This window comes from Ekhidna algicida, assembly GCF_051379705.1.
Taxonomy (GTDB): domain Bacteria; phylum Bacteroidota; class Bacteroidia; order Cytophagales; family Cyclobacteriaceae; genus Ekhidna.
In genome coordinates this window covers 584,279-600,737 of the sequence record NZ_CP179868.1, presented here as the reverse complement: position 1 = coordinate 600,737, position 16,459 = coordinate 584,279, and the positions used below count along the sequence as shown (strand labels likewise).

Genomic DNA, 16,459 nt, shown 5'->3' with positions numbered 1-16,459 from the left:
AACAGTCATTTCAATTCTTCTATTGGCAATAGCCTCGAATTTTCCAGAGCGGCTGTTCTGTGGTGTGAAATTTTCTGATAATCTTCACTTTGAATGAAAGATAAGAACTTGTGAACTGAGGTATACTCGACTAGCAAAACGGCATGCCATGTTTCTTCCTGAGGACCAATCAGAAAACGTTCACTTTTTCCGATGAACCTGACTTTTCCAGAAAACCTCTGCATGATTGGGAGAACGAGCTTGGTATATACTGCATAAGCATTTTCACCTGAAATTGGTTTATGCGGAGCCAGGTCAGGGAATGGAGAATAGTCTGCCACTTCATTGTAGCGAAGCAGGTTTAACATGGTGATCTCCTTTTTGTCTTTGAACTTTTCGTAAAATTCTTTTATAATTTCATCGGTGGATAGAATGTATTTTTTCATCAATAGTTCATCTACTTGCTAAACAATGTTGGCGTATACGAAAGTTGCAAATAAGCAAAGTGGGCCAGCTCATCTTCATCGCCTCGTTGCTTGAGGATTCTCATGCTCTCAGTTGCGAAAAAGTGCGTGTAAGCGAAACTCACAGTCATGTTGCTATATGGCTTATAGGTCACAAATGTATCTAGCTCATAGCCTAAATGTTTGTCATCTGTGATGGTGCTGTTTTCTGTGTCAAAAATGCTTTCTCGGGTAGAGAAAGAATGGGCATGAATAGCTGTGCTCCACTTATCAGATACCTTATATCTAAACTTAAGGAAGTAGTCTGCAAGTCCGCCAGGGACATTGAATCCACCGGCATAGAACATGTCCTGAATACCAAAATATCTATGCCTCCGAGCATACAGAGGGATGAAAGAATTGGTTTCGTTGAAAGTAGGGTCTTGTAGGTTTTCAGCACTTGTTCCAGACAAAACATCGAAACCACCTGTAAGGCTGAACCTTTGAGACAATGGCACTTGAAGCTGCAAAGCAGCCATGCTTGCTGCTACGTTTTGGTCAGCCTGATTTTCACCTCGCTGCAGGTAGAAGCTACCTGTAAGCTTCATATCACCAAACCTCTGAACACCATATATGCCAATAGTTTTGAAGTGATTAATAGTTGTATCAGCTAATTGTCGGCCTAAATCCAGAAACAAGAAGGACAGTTCGGTTGACTCAAACTTCTTATTGAGCCAAACCATACCCATATTTTTGTAGTAGCCTGCATCATTAAATGCCGTCTGAAACTGCACTTCCCTTGCATTATTCACTCCACCGGCCAGGTGCACTTGAAAACTGGAATCGGCACTTTGCCACTCCAATAACGCTGCATCATGTGTTCGCGCCTGAAGTCGCCAAGTACTGTTACTAAGGATTTTAAGGTCGTCATATTCAAATTCCTGCCGACCCAGTTTAAGCCTAAGACGATCGACCACATTGAATTTGACCCAGGCTTGATAGAGATTCACCGTGGAGGCAGTGGTGTTTAGGTTGAATTGACCCCAGGTTCGAATATCCTGAAAAGAGAGAAAGGACTCAATCTTATTTTTGTCTTTGAATGAAGCATTGAGTCGGGTGCGTTGTGTGATCAAAAAAACTCCTTTTTCGCCGGGCTCACTCAAGGTTTGATATCCGTCCCGGAATTCAGCTCTTGGTCGGAAGTCTGCACTTAGTTTAAATTGAGGAAAGGCAAAAAATTGAATAAGCGCACAGGCTGAAATTGTTAGTAATGTCTTTTTAATCATAAATGATATTTTCAATTTCTGAATGCTATTCAGAAAATGCGAGGCAGCGATTTTAACGAGCACCAAAGGCGCAAAAATAAGTAGTTCATTTTTTTTAAGTACCAATCCCCCTAAAAACCCAAAGCGTCTAAGGATTTTGTAGGTTTAGCGACTTTTATGTGTGGTCTTCATATGTTGGTTTATATTTAAGATTCTTAACTAACTACCACATCTAAAACCTAATCTCCAAATGAATCTCAGGCTCAAGATCGCCCTATTTGTTGGTGGATTACTACTTGTGACGGTAACGATTATAAGTACGGTCACCATCCTTAGTATTCAGGCTAAAAGTCAGGAAGATATTGCTGCTTTTAAAAATGATGAGTTCAAAAAAGCCAGACTCAGGTTAGAAAACGTAGTTGATTTGGCCTACGGGATCGTGCGAGATGCATATGTAAGCGAGGAGAAACAAGAAGAATCCTTGCAAGAGGCACTGAGAGTGCTTTCCCAAATTCGCTTTGATGGAAAAGAAGGTTATTTCTGGATAACAGACACTCAGCTGCCATACCCGACCATGATCATGCATGCAGCAAAGCCTCAGAATAGTGGGAAGGTGATGAGGGACGAAAAATACAACGTTGTACAAGGGAAGAAAGGAAAAAATCTCTACCAAGAAAGAGTGGAGCAGTCATTGGCGAACGATACGGCCTTTGTGGATTACTATATGGTAAAGCCCGAAGAGGATAAAATCTACTCTAAGCTTTCTTATTCCAGGTTATTTAAACCACTGAATTGGGTCATTTCCTCTGGAATTTATACGGACTCAATCGACGTAGCTGTTCAAATGAAAGAAGATGAACTTTCAGAGCAGCTTGCAGGCATTGTATACAAGGTGATTGGCATATCACTAATTCTCCTGATACTGGGATTATGGATTGGTTTCTATTTCAGCAATCAAATTGTAGACGCCATAGTAGGTGTTAGGGACCGGTTGATATTGCTTTCCAAAGGAAGAAAAGTAGCTAAGATCGAAAGAGAAAGGAAAGATGAAATAGGTGATATGACTGCCTCCCTAAATCAGCTGGTAGACAGTTCCGTTAGTTATACAAAATTTGCAATTGAAATAAGTAGAGGAAATTTAGCAGGTGATTTTGGTGATTTTGACGATGAGAATGTGCTAGGTAGTCAGCTTGAGAGAATGCGGAGAAATCTTAAACAAGTTGTCTCAGAAACCAATGAAGCATTACATGAAGCTGGCGATCAAGGAAATCTAAAAGCTCGCATTTCAACCGATGAAAAAAGTGGCGTTTGGCTCGAAATGACTGAGTCCATAAACAAGCTTTTAAGTTCAGTTTCAGAGCCCATTTTTGAAGTGAACCGAGTAGCAAATGCAATGGCTGAAGGGGATCTTTCTCAAATGATGGAAACCAGCAGCAAAGGTGATATCCGGCTGTTAACGGACAATCTAAATCTTGCACTGGGTAAATTGAATGCATTACTTTCTGATAGTGTTTCAATCACACGGAATGTTGAAGAATCAGCCACCGAGATGCTGGTGACAGGTGAGGAAATGTCCAGAAGCACCGGAGAAATAGCTTCAGCTACCAGCCAGATGAGCAGTGGTGCTCAATCGCAAGTGCAAAAAGTCGATGAATCTTCCCAACTGATCGAGGGTGTTTTAGGCACTTCCAATGATATGAAGAAAAAGGCGCGAGCCATCAATGACGCTGCAAAATTGGGATCAGAAAAAAGTCAGAAGGGTGGAGGAATGCTTAATGAACTTAAGATGAGTATTTCCGATATCATTAAATACACCACAAAGAGTAGCGAATCAATAGAAGTACTCAAGGGAAGGTCCAATGAAATCAATCAAGTGCTTGGCGTAATTACAGAAATTGCTTCTCAGACCAATTTACTTGCATTAAATGCGGCAATAGAAGCGGCGCAAGCTGGCGATGCTGGCCGAGGATTTGCTGTAGTTGCTGAGGAAATCAGGAAGCTAGCGGAAGACTCTCGTAAATCAGCTACCAGAATTGAACAATTAATCTCTGATGTTCAAAAAGACACACTTGAAACATCCAAGACAATGAATGAAATGAGTCAACGGGTGCAATCCGGAACAGCGGTCTCAAGTGCGGCGCTTGAAATATTTAAAGAAATCACAGAATCCTCAAATAATACCTTAGTTCTATCGGAGGAAATTGTCTCAGCAAGTGAAAATCAATTGAATAAGATTCAGGATGTAGTCGTAATTATTGAGGGTGTAGTTGTTATTGCTGAGCAAACTGCGGCAGGGACAGAGGAAGTAGCTAGCTCAGCTGTAGAGTTAGCTTCTGGAATGGAGAACTACAAAACGAAATCCACGAATTTGTCTGAAATCGCCTCAGGCCTGAAAGAAGAGCTCTCCAAGTTTAAGCTTCGCTCATAATCGAAATCTAAAATGTGACTTTCAAAAAGAAGTTGGCTGCCGGTATGGTTTTGTCAAATGAACGGCCATACCCTGGGATGGAGTAAACATCAACAGGTGATTGCTCATCATATTCAGCCAAAATTCTGAGTCTTAAGTTCACACCGATAGTGAATAAATCGGTTAGCTTCTGATCGGAATAAACAACTACTTCATACCAGGTAGCTTTGAGATCTTCTCGTACGATATTTTGGATAAAGTCATTTTGAGTTCCACTTGGGCTTTCTATGAAAATCCGACCATTTTCCGAAAATGATGAAGATGCATACCTTAAGGAAATACCAATCTTATTTTTAGCAAGAAACTGACTATAATATCCAGTTCCAATGCGATAGTAAAAACCTTCACTTTCGTAGATTCCATTTGAATAGGCGCCTTCGGGTGATAATTTGGCTTGACCTACTTCTATAATGACAGGGAATTTCTGCAGGAATAACAGTTCTACACCACCTTCATATTTTGTTTCAAAGTTGGTCGGTATCGTAAATAGCTTGCCATAGTCCAGATATAGTGATGGCGATACCGTACGTTTTACAACTACCGAATCCGCTTCCTCTGTTTGGGCGAAGCAGCCTAGTGATACAATCAGGCTAAAAATAAAAAGTAAAAGATGCTTCACCATCTATGCAGTTTTCTTCACAGTTAATTAATGAATCGTAGGGAGTATTTACTACTCTAATATTTTCAGCTCGTATCAGTACATTTCTTTGCTCGTCTACTTCCTGAATGTTTTCGTATGCCAATTCTATTGTTTCGGTTATACCAGCAATGGTCACCTCGTATTCAGTAAAACTTCCATCAAAGGATAAGGGGACATTCCATGTAGTTGCACTATCTGTATAGGTGATTAGGTTATTTGCGCCGAGTATTTCTATCTGATCTACCAGGAGGAGTCCGGAGTTAATCGTGGTTTTGGCTGCATTGAAAACTGTGCTTAATGAGTCAGCATCTTTATTCTTAGTCGCAAAGAAGGTTGAATCAACTTGACGCTCTGCAATCCATTGCTCCAAATTCATTTTCTCGGTTGTAAAATCTCCACCATTTGAAATGGATTCGTTCACAGTATTAAGGCTATCCCTGAGCACAAGGAGTGAATCTTCATTGACAGATAATGCTGAATCATTAAAGGCAAATATCGCTAAACTGTCATCGATTGAACTGATGCTATCCTGATTGATGAAAGTGAAAGAAACAGTTGGTTCAAAAGAGATTGAATCACAATCATCGCATGGATCGCATGCTACAATGATTAGAAAAAGACTAAAAATGCTAAGACAATTTTTCACTCGTTTCGCTTCTATATCGGATCTACGTCAAATACCACGCCAACGCTCTTAAATGCCGGCATCTGTTTCATCATCTGTTCCACAGATCTTAAGTATTCTTTAACAGCCGGCAAGTTAACGCCTTGTTTTTCAATTTTCAACGTGATTTCATGAAGGAACATATTTCTGATCTTACCAATCAAGGGCTCCACAGGTCCAATCATGCGTTGATTGCCCAGGTTTTTTCGAATATCTGCAGCAAAGAAGTTGGCGGCTTGAAAAGAAACCATTTTCTCTCGATGCTTAAAGGTGATTTTTATTAAGCGTGTGAACGGAGGGTAGTGAAATCGCTCTCTTTCCATTATTTCCCATTGGAAAAATGCTTGGTAATTGTCATTTCTAACACGCTGCAGCAGCTCTTGATCGGGATCATTAGTTTGAACGATTACCTTACCTTCTTTTGATTTTCGTCCCGCGCGTCCGCTTACTTGCGTGATAAGGTGATATGCACGCTCATGAGATCTAAAGTCAGGAAAGTGAATCATGCGATCTGTATCGAAAATCCCCACAAGGTTCACCCGATCAAAATCTAATCCTTTGCTCACCATTTGGGTGCCAACCAAAATATCAACTTCTCCATCTTCAAAGGCTTCAATGATTCGCTGATATCCGTATTTACTTCTGGTAGTATCGAGATCCATCCGCTGAATAATAGCTTGAGGAAATAGCAATTTAAGTTCCTCTTCAAGTTCTTCCGTGCCGAAACCAACATTACGTAGCTCTGTACTTCCACAGTGAAGACAATCACTATACATGCTCTGATTATATCCGCAGTAGTGACACACAAGTTTATGATTATACTGATGATAAGTTAGACTCACCGCACAATTTGGGCATTTTGGGATGGTACTACAGTTGTCGCATGTGATGTACGATGCATAGCCTCTCCGATTTTGGAAAAGAATGACTTGTTCTTTTTTATCCAATGAGATCTGGATGGCTTCCACCAAAACCGATGTAAAATTACCTTTAAGCTTTCGTTGCTTGCGTTCACGACTTACATTAGCAAATTCCATAGTCGGGTGATAGGCCTCACCATATCTGGTGGTTAATTCTACCAGACCATATTTATTGTCAAGTGCATTCTGATAGCTTTCTAAAGCGGGCGTGGCGGTTCCAAGTAGCACTTTGGCGTTGTGTTTAGTTGCTAAGTAAATAGCTGAATCCCTTGCATGATACCGAGGTGCAGGTTCAAATTGCTTGTAAGAGGGTTCGTGCTCTTCATCGACTATGATCAATCCCAAATCTGCGAAAGGAAGAAAAACTGCACTTCTAACACCTACCACAAATTGGTACTCTTTGTTGAGTACTTTTTTCCATACTTCTACTCGTTCATTATCAGAATATCGGGAATGGTACACACCAAATGAATCGCCAAAAATATGATGTAACCGGGCAATGATTTGGGTTGTCAATGCGATCTCGGGTAGCAGGTAAAGGACTTGCTTTCCTTGTTCTACCTGTTCTTTTATCAACTCAACGAAAATTTCAGTTTTTCCACTGCCTGTTATTCCATGAAGTAATACAGTGGTATGCTCTTCAAAAGAAGTAGTAATCAGTCGCCGACAATGCTCTTGTTGCTGGCTTAGTTGGATGGAACCAAATTTACCGGATGTTTCAGACGGAAGACGAGAAACTACTTCTTCCCATTCAATTAGTATCTCGTTTTTGATCAAGGTCTTAATTGAAGAAGCACTGATATCTTCAGCAAGTAGTTGAGATTTTAAAATGCCACTTTTGTTTGCCTCAGAATTATCAAGCACAGGGACATCTCTTAGATAAGCGAGTAGGACATTTTGCTGCTTAGCCTTTGTCTCAAGTTCGTTCATAAGTCCTTCGAGCATGCCTTCTTCCATATAGTGCTCTGCGATGCGAATGCGTTTAACTTTTTTGGGTTGGTATTTGTCTTTTACTTTTTCAAAAAGGTCGATCAATCCAATCTCCGAGAGTTTTTTTAAAATACGTTGCGGCTGTTTCAATCCCAACACTTCACCGACATCTTGCATGGTCAAATCATTGCCTTTTAGCGCACGAAGTAGTTGCCATTCACGGTCATCCACCTCGGCATCATCAGGGTCGATCTCAGGATTTAAACTGACGAATGATTCGCTGGAGAGTTTGAGTGCAGCGGGCAATGCTGCATTTATCACTTCACCAAGTGAGCACATATAATAGCGCGACATCCATTTGAAAAACAGAAGTTGCTTTTCATTTATAATGGGCTTGTTATCCAGTACATCGAGGAGTTGCTTTGGTTGATATCCTGTCGATTCAGTATCATGCGTCTTGAGAACAATGCCTGTATAGATTTTCTTTTTTCCAAAGGAAACTACTACCCGAGAACCGGGAGATACGCTTGCTTTGAACTCTAACGGAATCGCATAGGTAAATGTCCCATGCAGAGGGAGAGGAAGGATGATTTCGCAATATTGATTTTGAACACTCAACGTGATTCGAAGCTACGATTTTCATTTAAAAACTGACGAAATCTCAATTATTTAAATCGCTAAACTATTTTTTTAAAATCTCATTGATAGAGTGGATCACTTCGTCTATTTCTGCAACAGACTCTTTGAGGATATTTATGAGTTTTTGATCTACAGTTTTGTCTTCTTGGGCATCGACTACATGTAAAACGCTCATGATTTTTGTAAGTGGCGCTCTTAAGTGGTGTGCATTCACGTATGCGTAATCTTCCAGGCGCAAATTTTTATCGTGAAGTTCCTGAGTCCGCAACATTACTTTTTCTTCCAATTTTTCATTGAGGAGCCTGATTTCTTTTGTTCGTGCTGCTACTATTTCCTTCAGTTTTTTCTGCTTTCTGATAAGCAGAATGTACCTGAAATAAAATATCGTTCTAGCGACTATTATCAATAGAATGATGCCTATAGCAATGAACCACCATTGCATGTAAAATGGCTTTTCTATGGTAAACTTAAATGAGGATATGGGCCCCCACTCACCAGTGCCAAAACGGGCTTGTATTTCAAATTGGTAGTTACCACTTTGGATATTGCTAAAAATGATATTATTGTTCGAGTTGTCAGTTACAATCCACTTGCTATTATTTGATGCTTGATCAACTCGGTACCTGAAACTTATTTTCTCTTCATCTATGTACGAAAGACATTGGAATCTGATTTCCAGACCGTTGGCATCATAGGGAATTGTGTTATTCTTGAATGTTTCAAGCGACTTGTTTTGTTTCGCAGTAACCTTTGTAATATCTACGTTTAAGTTCAGGTATCTATTTAAATCCGAATTGTCCCTATAAATGGACGCTCCCTTTTCGGTACCTATCCAAATCTTTCCATCTGAATCTTCAAACAAGGCATTTCTGTTGATTTCGCTTCCAATCAGGCCCTCGTCTAAATCAAAAAGCTCCACAGTGGATCCATTGTACATGTATACACCATGATCACTTCCTATCCATAACCTATCCTTGCTGTCGATAATTAATCCATAAACAGGAGATTTTATATCAATTTCATCCCATTCAATGATTTTACCTTCAGCTGAAAGGGTACCCAAACCATTTTTAGTTGCTAAAACCAACTCATTATTAAATACGACTGCCTTGTAAACACTGTTTAAATCAAAATTAGGAGAGGTGTGGTGCGATATCGTATCTTCATCATAGAGAAATAACCCTTTTGAGTTTGTAAGTAATGCGAGCTTGTCGCCTAGATTACTCATGTTTCGGACACCTCCAAGAGGAACCAATAGGTTTAGCTTGTTTTTCTCATAACGATAAAAGCCTTCGTTGCCTGCTACATATAGTTGATTTTTGTACCGTTCGATAGAAGTAATTTTGAATCGGTCGCTATTAATAGTCTTTACTGGTTGACTAAAATTGTTTGCATCATAAATTAATAGTCCTCCATCATTGGTAGCTACCAGAATTTGTCTCTTTTCTGGATATTCTTCAATATCAAGAATTCGATAGGTGAGATCAGGATCTATTTCTAAACCATAGTTAACGATACCACTTTCATTAATTGTATTGAGGCTGTAGGGATTCGCGAGAATCATGGTGCCGTTTTGTAATTCGTAGACAACTGTCACTTCATCACTTGTCAAACCAGAGGATCTATTATAGTTCATGAATTGGTCAACGTTGAACTTGAATAGTCCTCTTGAATCACTTACCCAGATGTTATTTTCAATATCGCAAAAAATACGACTACTACCGATATTGACATTTTCTCCGTTTATAAGAAGATTTTGCCAAGTTCCATTCTTCTGGTCAACGAGTCTTGCTGGAGTATTAGACCCAAATAAGGTCATTCCATTTTGGGTAATCACCAGACTACTTTGGGTTGAAGTAGACGAGCTATTGAGGCCCATGTCTTCAATAAGGATGTCTAGCTCATAATCTATCAATTCAGCATACCAGTCATAACCAAGAAGATGAAGTCGATCTTCATTACGTGCTAGTGTTAATATGTTTTGTGTTGGGAATTTCTCGTATGGCAATGGTAGCTTCGACATTTCACCTGATTGATATTCCCAAACACCGTTTGTAGAAGTGATAATCCAACTTCCATCTATTGAGTGAATGCTATTAATATTCATCGAACCAATATCCTTCATTTCCCAGTGATCATTTGTGAGATCATAAATGAATAATAGGTTACGTGATCCAATAGCTACATAATACTTACCTTCTGACTTGATGATATCAAAGCCAATATGATAATTGACAAGATCAGACTTAAACGGAATTTTTATGCTGTTCCATTTACCATCATAGTATTGAAGGGTAAAAGCCATTTTGTTTAGGCCGGTAACCCAAACTGTGCTATCTAATATGATTATTTTAGAATTAGATAAAGAGGGAAGTCCAAGTGAATCTGGAAAAGTATGCCAGGTCTTTGTATCATAATATGCCGGTCCTGATTTGGTTATAAACCACATCATTCCGGAGGGATGTTGTGCGATATCAAAAATACTATTTGTAGGCATCCCATCGGCGGTCATGTATTGCCGAGATGGAAAATGTTGTGCAGAAACACAAACTGTTATTCCTGATAGGAGAATTGAAATTAAAAGGTGACTAAGTATCTTCACTCTGCTAGTAAGATAATATCATTAAACACATGATTTAATCTAGTCAATGAGTAGAGACTTAATTAGAGAGTATTTTTTCTATTTCTTTAAGATTGTCCATTGAAAGTGGCTTACAAAAATAATCTGAGACCACTGATACGTTGGAAGCTTTTTCAATATCCAACGGATTAATTGAAGATGAAAGTATAATGATCTTTGTGTTGGAGGCAAGGTTGGGGAGTTTCTGAAATTGCTCAACAAACTGCCATCCATCCATGATGGGCATGTTTAAATCCAAAAGAATAAGTGATGGATTTAAATTTCCATTGGCCAATTGTTCGATGGCATCTTCAGCATGTGTAGACTCAGATATCGTGGCTGTAATGTTGGATTTTTCAATGATGATTTTATTTAGATAATTAACTGTAGGATCATCATCAATCAATAAAATATGTAGGTCACTGCTCACAGTCTTCAATTAGAATAATTAAACACAGAAAATCCATTCTTTGTTTAAAGATACCTTCCAGAAATTTGCATGAAAATTAAATCGACAAGACTTATTAAAAGTCCGCTAAACTGGATTATTGCTTAGTTTTCATGATTTGGTCTAGCGCTTCTTCTACAGTTGTCACGGGTCTCTTGCAAGATTTATTATAGCAGATATAAACGGTCGTCTGGCCATTCATAGCTGTCTTCATTTCAAAAGGAGGGAGTTCTGCTTCCTCCAGGGTTGCAGAAATGATCTTATTCGGAATGTATTCCTCGTTTATTTGATTTGCAAATTCCTTGGCTTGTGGCCCCACAATGATTACCTCAGCAAAGGTGTCTGACAACTCCATCGCAAGCATTCCCCAATTACTCATGTATTCTGGCTCCTGAATAATTAACTCTCGCACCTGAGCTAGTATGGATTGACCTTTTTGAACTAACGTATCATCATATAAATGTGTGCCGAGGTGTATGAGATTCCAGGCCATGATGGAGTTGGAGGAAGGAATTACATTGTCGAAAAGCTCTTTCTTTCTCGCAATCAGGTTATCGCTTGTCTCGCTGCTGAAGTAGTATAAGTTTTCAGTTTCATCGTAGAAAGCTTCCTCAACTCGTTCAGTTAATGATTTTGCTAATTCAAGAAAAGATCGATCGAATGTGGTCTCGTAATGCTTGATAAATGCTTGAATAACAGCGGCGTAATCTTCCATGAAACCTTCCAGGTCTTTTTCGGGAAATCGATGAAGTTTACCACCTTTCACCAGAGATTTAATGAATGCCGCATTTGCATTGGCAAGTTCCAATAGTGAAGAATCTTGCAATGCCTGATATGCTTCAGTAAGTCCAGAAAGAGCCAGGCCGTTCCAACCTGCTATCAGCTTATTGTCGAGACCTGGACGTATTCGTGTATCTCTTACTGCCAATGCATCCTGTTTGAATTGGCTAATGATTTCATTGAATTCATCTTTTGATAAGCCATGCTTCTGCTGGAGTTCATTCTCTAATGCAACAACTCTCAATGCATTTTCACCTTCCCAATTACCTCCTTTTTGGATGTCATAATATTCAGAAAGCATTTCCATGTTGTTACCTGCAATGTTCGCCAGCTCGTCATATGACCACACATAAAACTTACCTTCTTCACCTTCACTATCGGCGTCCAAAGCAGAATAAAAGCCACCCGATTCATCCAACATCTCTCTTTTCATCCATTCAATGGTTTCGTTGATAGTCGTTTTGAACTTTGGGTTTTTAGTAAGCTTGTATCCGTTTGCATATAAGCTCAGTAGCTGTCCATTATCGTAGAGCATCTTTTCAAAGTGAGGAACGTGCCACTCTTCGTCGGTACTATATCTTGCAAATCCACCTCCGATGTGATCGTAAATCCCACCATTTGCAATTTTTTCTAATGTGAATTCCAAGTGATTTAAGGCTGATTCGTTGCTTGTTTGGTTAGCGTAAGCAGCTAAGTATTGCCATACAGATGGCATGGGAAATTTTGGGGATTTCCTGATGCCGCCATCTACAGCATCAAACTTTCTGGATAGGTTTTGAAAAGTTGTATCTATCTCTTGTTCTGTTAGTTTATAGGCTGTTCCTTCCAGCTTATACTTTTCCGATTCTTTAGCTTGCAAGCTCTTTGTAAACTCTTCCGCTGATTCATCAATTTTAGTTCGATTCTTCTCAAATGCATCAGCTACGCTTGTTAAAAGATTGACCCATCCTTCCTTTGGAAAATATGTGCCACCATAAAAAGGTTTTTGATCAGGGGTGAGAAATACATTGAGCGGCCAGCCACCTTGCAAACCCATGGCTTGCACAGCATCCATATACACCTGATCTACATCTGGACGCTCTTCTCGGTCTACTTTGATGTTAATGAAGTATTCATTCATAATCCTGGCCACCGCGGTGTCTTCAAAGGATTCTTTTTCCATCACATGACACCAGTGACAACTTGAATAACCAATACTCACAAGGATCGGCTTATCTTCTTTCTTAGCTTGTTCTAGTGCTTTCGATCCCCATTCCTGCCAGTTGACTGGGTTGTGCGCATGTTGCTGAAGGTACGGACTGGTTGAGTTGACAAGTTCATTGGTGTGTTCAAACATATCGTTTTGACTTTTAGGTTGACAACAGGTCAGAAGGATTAGCACAAGGGAAAGAAATCTCATTGGATCTGTTTTTTCAATTCTTCCAACTCAACACTTACATCAATTTTTTCATTCATCTTTTGGAGCTTTTCAAATGTGTTTTTCAAGAAACTCTGATGCGAAATTGATTGAGGTTGAAAAGGTCTATGATTAATAGCTGTTTTGATCTTCTTCCATTCAGTTAGAATCTCCTGAGTTTCTCTATCGAAATAAGTTTGACTAAATCGTTCCCATATATAAATCACAGCCGCTTCAGATGGATGGATCATGTCTTTTTGGAAGAAACGGTAATCTCTTAGTTCATCAATGAGTATTTCATAGGAAGGAAAATACCCAACATTAGCATAGTTTTTCTTGATTAAATGCACAGCATCCAAGAGAATGGCTTTGCTCCGATTGTTTTCAATAAGTCCATCTCTGATGTGCCGTACAGGACTAATGGTAAAGAGAATATTTAACTCTGGATTTATGCCATCAAGATAAGAGTGGAGTTCGGCAAATTGGTTTATTATCTCACTTTGTTTGAGAAGTCTTTTCTCAAAGCTTGATGTAGAAACTTTATGACAATTGGCTACAATTCCTTCCTCCTGATACTCATAAACAAACGCAGTACCAAGTGTGATGACCAGCCAATGTGTTTTGGTGAGATAGGACTTGAGATCATTCCTTTTGTGCTCAAAAAGTGTTTGAGTGTCTTCCTCAGTTAGTCCTGAAACAATACCATGTGCATCCCAATGATAAAAGACTTCCTGGCTTTGAATAATGTTGTTCGATTCGACCTGATCTGCCAGTAGTTTGAAAATGGAATGTGGATTGTAAATCGTTCCAAAAGGGTTCGAGAGGTTGTCAATCTTGTTTTCAGTTAGAAGAGCACCAATTTCATCTGAGAAACAAGAACCCATTAAGCAGATGGAGTCTGATAATGTTATTTTTTCAGAGGATTTAGGAATGTCAAATTCTAACTTAAACAATGCGAATCTCTTTTTGGCTAAGTTAGATTTTAGTCATCGGCTTTCAAACTAACCATCACTGGTCTGTGATCAGAAACTTCTGTTAGGTAATTGGACACGCAATCATCTAATCTAACTGTGTACGTTGCTGTGAGATTATCGCATAATTCGTCAGTAATGAGAATATGATCGATATGACTTGGGCAATAGGAAGCTCCAGTGCATGGGTAGCTGTAATTCTCACCATCTCCCTGATAGATGGGAAGATCCACAAATGCAAAATTTTGCGAGTCCAAAATGAAATTGGAAAAGGATGATCCTTTATCAAAATCCTCGTTCCAGTCACCAAGGATAATCACATCTTCATCAGAGTGATTATCTTCTATGTAGTCTTTGAGTCTGTTACTGGCCGCAGTTCTTCTATTCTCAGAGCCATCGCAGCACTTAAGATGAATGTTTATAAGTTTTACTGTAAGTCCATTCGAATGAGTAATATCTAATTCCACAGGCTCGCGAGGAAAAGGCGTTGTCTCTCCGGAAAACAATAACATCGGAGAAGATATGCTTGTGATTGCTGAATTTTTGTAGATGAAAGCCAATTCAATAGAACCTCTGACATCCACAACCATGCCTTCATATCCTTCTATTGCGTTTACAAGTGAGGTGAAAGCATCTACGTCACTGATTTCCTGCAAAGCATAGATGTCTGCGTCCAAGTCGCTGATTATTGCCGCAACTTTATTGGATGTTTCATCATCTAATGGGAACCGCTCTATGTTCCAGGTTACCACCTCTAGTTCTTCATTGGATAGGGTAGGTGTGCAGAGAAGTGTGCCGATATCATAGTCTTTATCTCCACATGGTCCAACAACAATAAGTTCTTCACCATCTTCAGTTTCATCCAATATGAAATCGGGATCATCTGTGCTGCATGCTGTAAAAAGACATGAGTAGACAAGCAATATTGAAATGGGTGACTTCATAAGATAAAGTTCATAAAAAAACCCTAGACCGTTCAGATCCAGGGCTTTGTATATCTATTAATTAATCGCTTATTCAGCAACCACCTTCACTTGTATCGGATGGTGAACTTCTTTGTGCAAATCAAGCAGTGCAGTATATTCACCTAACTCTTTGATTTTTTGCTCAAAAGAAACTCTTTTTCTATCTACTTCATGACCTTGAGCAGCCAGTGCTTCGGCAACCTGTATTGGAGTGATTGCTCCAAAGATTTTACCGCTTTCACCGGCTTTTGTCTTGATTTCAAGCGTCAATTCACCAATCTTCTTAGCAATTCCTTCTGCATCTTTCTTAGCTTTTTCAGCTTTATGGGCTGCCTGACGAATGTTTTCGCTGATCATCTTTTTGTTAGAATCACTTGCGATAATTGCCATTCCTCTTGGAATCAAAAAGTTTCTGCCATATCCGGGCTTTACAACAACTGTATCGTTTTTGTAGCCAAGACCTTGTATATCTTCTCTTAGTATTACTTCCATGTCAGTACTTATTTAAGGGAATCTCCAACATATGGCATTAGTGCCAGGTGTCTCGATCTTTTGATCGCTTGCGACACTTTTCTCTGGTACTTTAAGCTCGTACCTGTAAGTCTTCGAGGAAGGATCTTACCTTGCTCGTTTACAAACTTTAACAAGAAATCAGGATCTTTGTAATCAATGTACTTGATTCCGTTCTTTTTGAATCGGCAGTACTTATCCTTCTTCTGCTCTCTGTTTATTGGTTCGTTTTGTAATGTCATTTGGCTGCCTCCTTCTTAGTTTCTTTTTTCTTATTGAATTCGCCTTTCTTTCTACGCTCGTTGTAAACAACTGCGTGCTTGTCTAGTGTAGTGGTGAGAAATCTCATCACTGCTTCGTCTCTCCTGTATTCTGTCTCTAGCTTAGCAATAAGTTCAGGCTCTGATCGGAATTCAAACAGCTGATAAAACCCGGTGGTTTTATGCTGGATAGGGTAGGCAAGTTTGCGTAATCCCCAGTTCTCTTCGTTAACTAGCTCTGCGCCGTTATCAGTTAGAACTTTCTTGAATTTTCCGACAGTATCCTTCATCTGAGCTTCAGACAAAACGGGAGTCAAAATGAATACCGTCTCGTAATTCTTCATCATGTTTTAATTAAATTAAGAACTTTTGTTTAAAAATGAGCTGCAAAAGTAAGTAATTATCGAGAATTGACAACCCTGCCTATGAGTATATTTCAATGATTTGGACGTCCGAGCGGGCTATCAGCTATATCTCCTTCGCTGAGCTGCGGAGGATGCCGCCTCTATCCCTGACGCAGATTGGTTGCTAATTTCAAGTCCTGAGTTTCGAGTTTATTTCT

Annotated in this window: 14 protein-coding genes; 1 reads left to right on the top strand and 13 read right to left on the bottom strand. The window is 39.4% G+C overall.

Annotation, left to right across the window (positions count from 1 at the left end; translation table 11 throughout):
- Positions 1 to 5: 5 nt before the first annotated feature.
- Entirely contained in the window at positions 6 to 425 is a 420-nt protein-coding gene (locus ACL8WY_RS02450) for a DUF1330 domain-containing protein (protein ID WP_436516736.1), read from the bottom strand.
- A gap of 11 nt (positions 426 to 436) precedes the next feature.
- Positions 437 to 1,708, bottom strand: coding sequence for an alginate export family protein (locus tag ACL8WY_RS02445; RefSeq protein WP_436516735.1), 1,272 nt, complete (start codon positions 1,706 to 1,708; stop codon positions 437 to 439).
- 229 nt (positions 1,709 to 1,937) lie between these two features.
- Between ACL8WY_RS02445 and ACL8WY_RS02440 the strand changes: the two genes are divergently transcribed.
- Positions 1,938 to 4,115, top strand: a complete 2,178-nt coding sequence (locus tag ACL8WY_RS02440) for a methyl-accepting chemotaxis protein (RefSeq protein ID WP_436516733.1) — start codon at positions 1,938 to 1,940, stop codon at positions 4,113 to 4,115.
- Positions 4,116 to 4,122: 7 nt separating this feature from the next.
- Here the strand turns inward: ACL8WY_RS02440 and ACL8WY_RS02435 are convergent, their stop codons facing one another.
- The 11 genes from ACL8WY_RS02435 to rpsF form a co-directional block, all read right to left on the bottom strand.
- Positions 4,123 to 4,776, bottom strand: a complete 654-nt coding sequence (locus ACL8WY_RS02435; RefSeq protein ID WP_436516732.1) for a DUF6048 family protein — start codon at positions 4,774 to 4,776, stop codon at positions 4,123 to 4,125.
- Positions 4,745 to 5,440 carry a hypothetical protein gene (locus tag ACL8WY_RS02430; protein WP_436516731.1) on the bottom strand — a complete coding sequence of 232 codons (696 nt, stop codon included), beginning with the start codon at positions 5,438 to 5,440 and terminating at the stop codon, positions 4,745 to 4,747. The genes ACL8WY_RS02435 and ACL8WY_RS02430 overlap by 32 nt, the downstream gene beginning before the upstream one ends.
- A gap of 11 nt (positions 5,441 to 5,451) precedes the next feature.
- Positions 5,452 to 7,926, bottom strand: coding sequence for a replication restart helicase PriA (priA, locus tag ACL8WY_RS02425; protein ID WP_436516729.1), 2,475 nt, complete (start codon positions 7,924 to 7,926; stop codon positions 5,452 to 5,454).
- Positions 7,927 to 7,990: 64 nt separating this feature from the next.
- On the bottom strand, positions 7,991 to 10,549 hold the full coding sequence (locus ACL8WY_RS02420) for a ligand-binding sensor domain-containing protein (protein WP_436516727.1): 2,559 nt from the start codon (positions 10,547 to 10,549) through the stop codon (positions 7,991 to 7,993).
- A gap of 58 nt (positions 10,550 to 10,607) precedes the next feature.
- A complete protein-coding gene (locus tag ACL8WY_RS02415; protein ID WP_436516726.1) occupies positions 10,608 to 10,997 on the bottom strand; it encodes a response regulator in 390 nt (129 codons plus the stop codon).
- A 115-nt stretch (positions 10,998 to 11,112) separates the two neighbouring features.
- The gene (locus ACL8WY_RS02410) at positions 11,113 to 13,131 is read right to left on the bottom strand and encodes a thioredoxin domain-containing protein (RefSeq protein WP_436516725.1); all 2,019 of its coding nucleotides are present in this window, start codon (positions 13,129 to 13,131) and stop codon (positions 11,113 to 11,115) included.
- Positions 13,132 to 13,190: 59 nt separating this feature from the next.
- Entirely contained in the window at positions 13,191 to 14,144 is a 954-nt protein-coding gene (locus tag ACL8WY_RS02405) for a GSCFA domain-containing protein (RefSeq protein ID WP_436516724.1), read from the bottom strand.
- A 29-nt stretch (positions 14,145 to 14,173) separates the two neighbouring features.
- Positions 14,174 to 15,106: an endonuclease/exonuclease/phosphatase family protein gene (locus tag ACL8WY_RS02400; RefSeq protein WP_436516723.1), complete on the bottom strand. Its 933-nt coding sequence runs from the start codon at positions 15,104 to 15,106 to the stop codon at positions 14,174 to 14,176.
- Between the two features lie 69 nt (positions 15,107 to 15,175).
- Complete coding sequence (gene rplI, locus ACL8WY_RS02395; RefSeq protein WP_436516722.1) at positions 15,176 to 15,619, bottom strand: 50S ribosomal protein L9; 444 nt, start codon at positions 15,617 to 15,619, stop codon at positions 15,176 to 15,178.
- Between the two features lie 8 nt (positions 15,620 to 15,627).
- Positions 15,628 to 15,879, bottom strand: coding sequence for a 30S ribosomal protein S18 (gene rpsR / locus ACL8WY_RS02390; RefSeq protein ID WP_348277622.1), 252 nt, complete (start codon positions 15,877 to 15,879; stop codon positions 15,628 to 15,630).
- The gene (gene rpsF / locus ACL8WY_RS02385) at positions 15,876 to 16,244 is read right to left on the bottom strand and encodes a 30S ribosomal protein S6 (protein WP_436516721.1); all 369 of its coding nucleotides are present in this window, start codon (positions 16,242 to 16,244) and stop codon (positions 15,876 to 15,878) included. The genes rpsR and rpsF overlap by 4 nt, the downstream gene beginning before the upstream one ends.
- Positions 16,245 to 16,459 lie beyond the last annotated feature (215 nt).

Bases quoted from the DNA above. Each gene is read 5' to 3' on its own strand.
- ACL8WY_RS02450 (WP_436516736.1), bottom strand. From the start codon at position 425: ATGAAAAAATACATTCTATCCACCGATGAAATTATAAAAGAATTTTAC.
- ACL8WY_RS02445 (WP_436516735.1), bottom strand. From the start codon at position 1,708: ATGATTAAAAAGACATTACTAACAATTTCAGCCTGTGCGCTTATTCAA.
- ACL8WY_RS02440 (WP_436516733.1), top strand. From the start codon at position 1,938: ATGAATCTCAGGCTCAAGATCGCCCTATTTGTTGGTGGATTACTACTT.
- ACL8WY_RS02435 (WP_436516732.1), bottom strand. From the start codon at position 4,776: ATGGTGAAGCATCTTTTACTTTTTATTTTTAGCCTGATTGTATCACTA.
- ACL8WY_RS02410 (WP_436516725.1), bottom strand. From the start codon at position 13,131: ATGTTTGAACACACCAATGAACTTGTCAACTCAACCAGTCCGTACCTT.
- ACL8WY_RS02400 (WP_436516723.1), bottom strand. From the start codon at position 15,106: ATGAAGTCACCCATTTCAATATTGCTTGTCTACTCATGTCTTTTTACA.
- rplI (WP_436516722.1), bottom strand. From the start codon at position 15,619: ATGGAAGTAATACTAAGAGAAGATATACAAGGTCTTGGCTACAAAAAC.
- rpsR (WP_348277622.1), bottom strand. From the start codon at position 15,879: ATGACATTACAAAACGAACCAATAAACAGAGAGCAGAAGAAGGATAAG.
- rpsF (WP_436516721.1), bottom strand. From the start codon at position 16,244: ATGATGAAGAATTACGAGACGGTATTCATTTTGACTCCCGTTTTGTCT.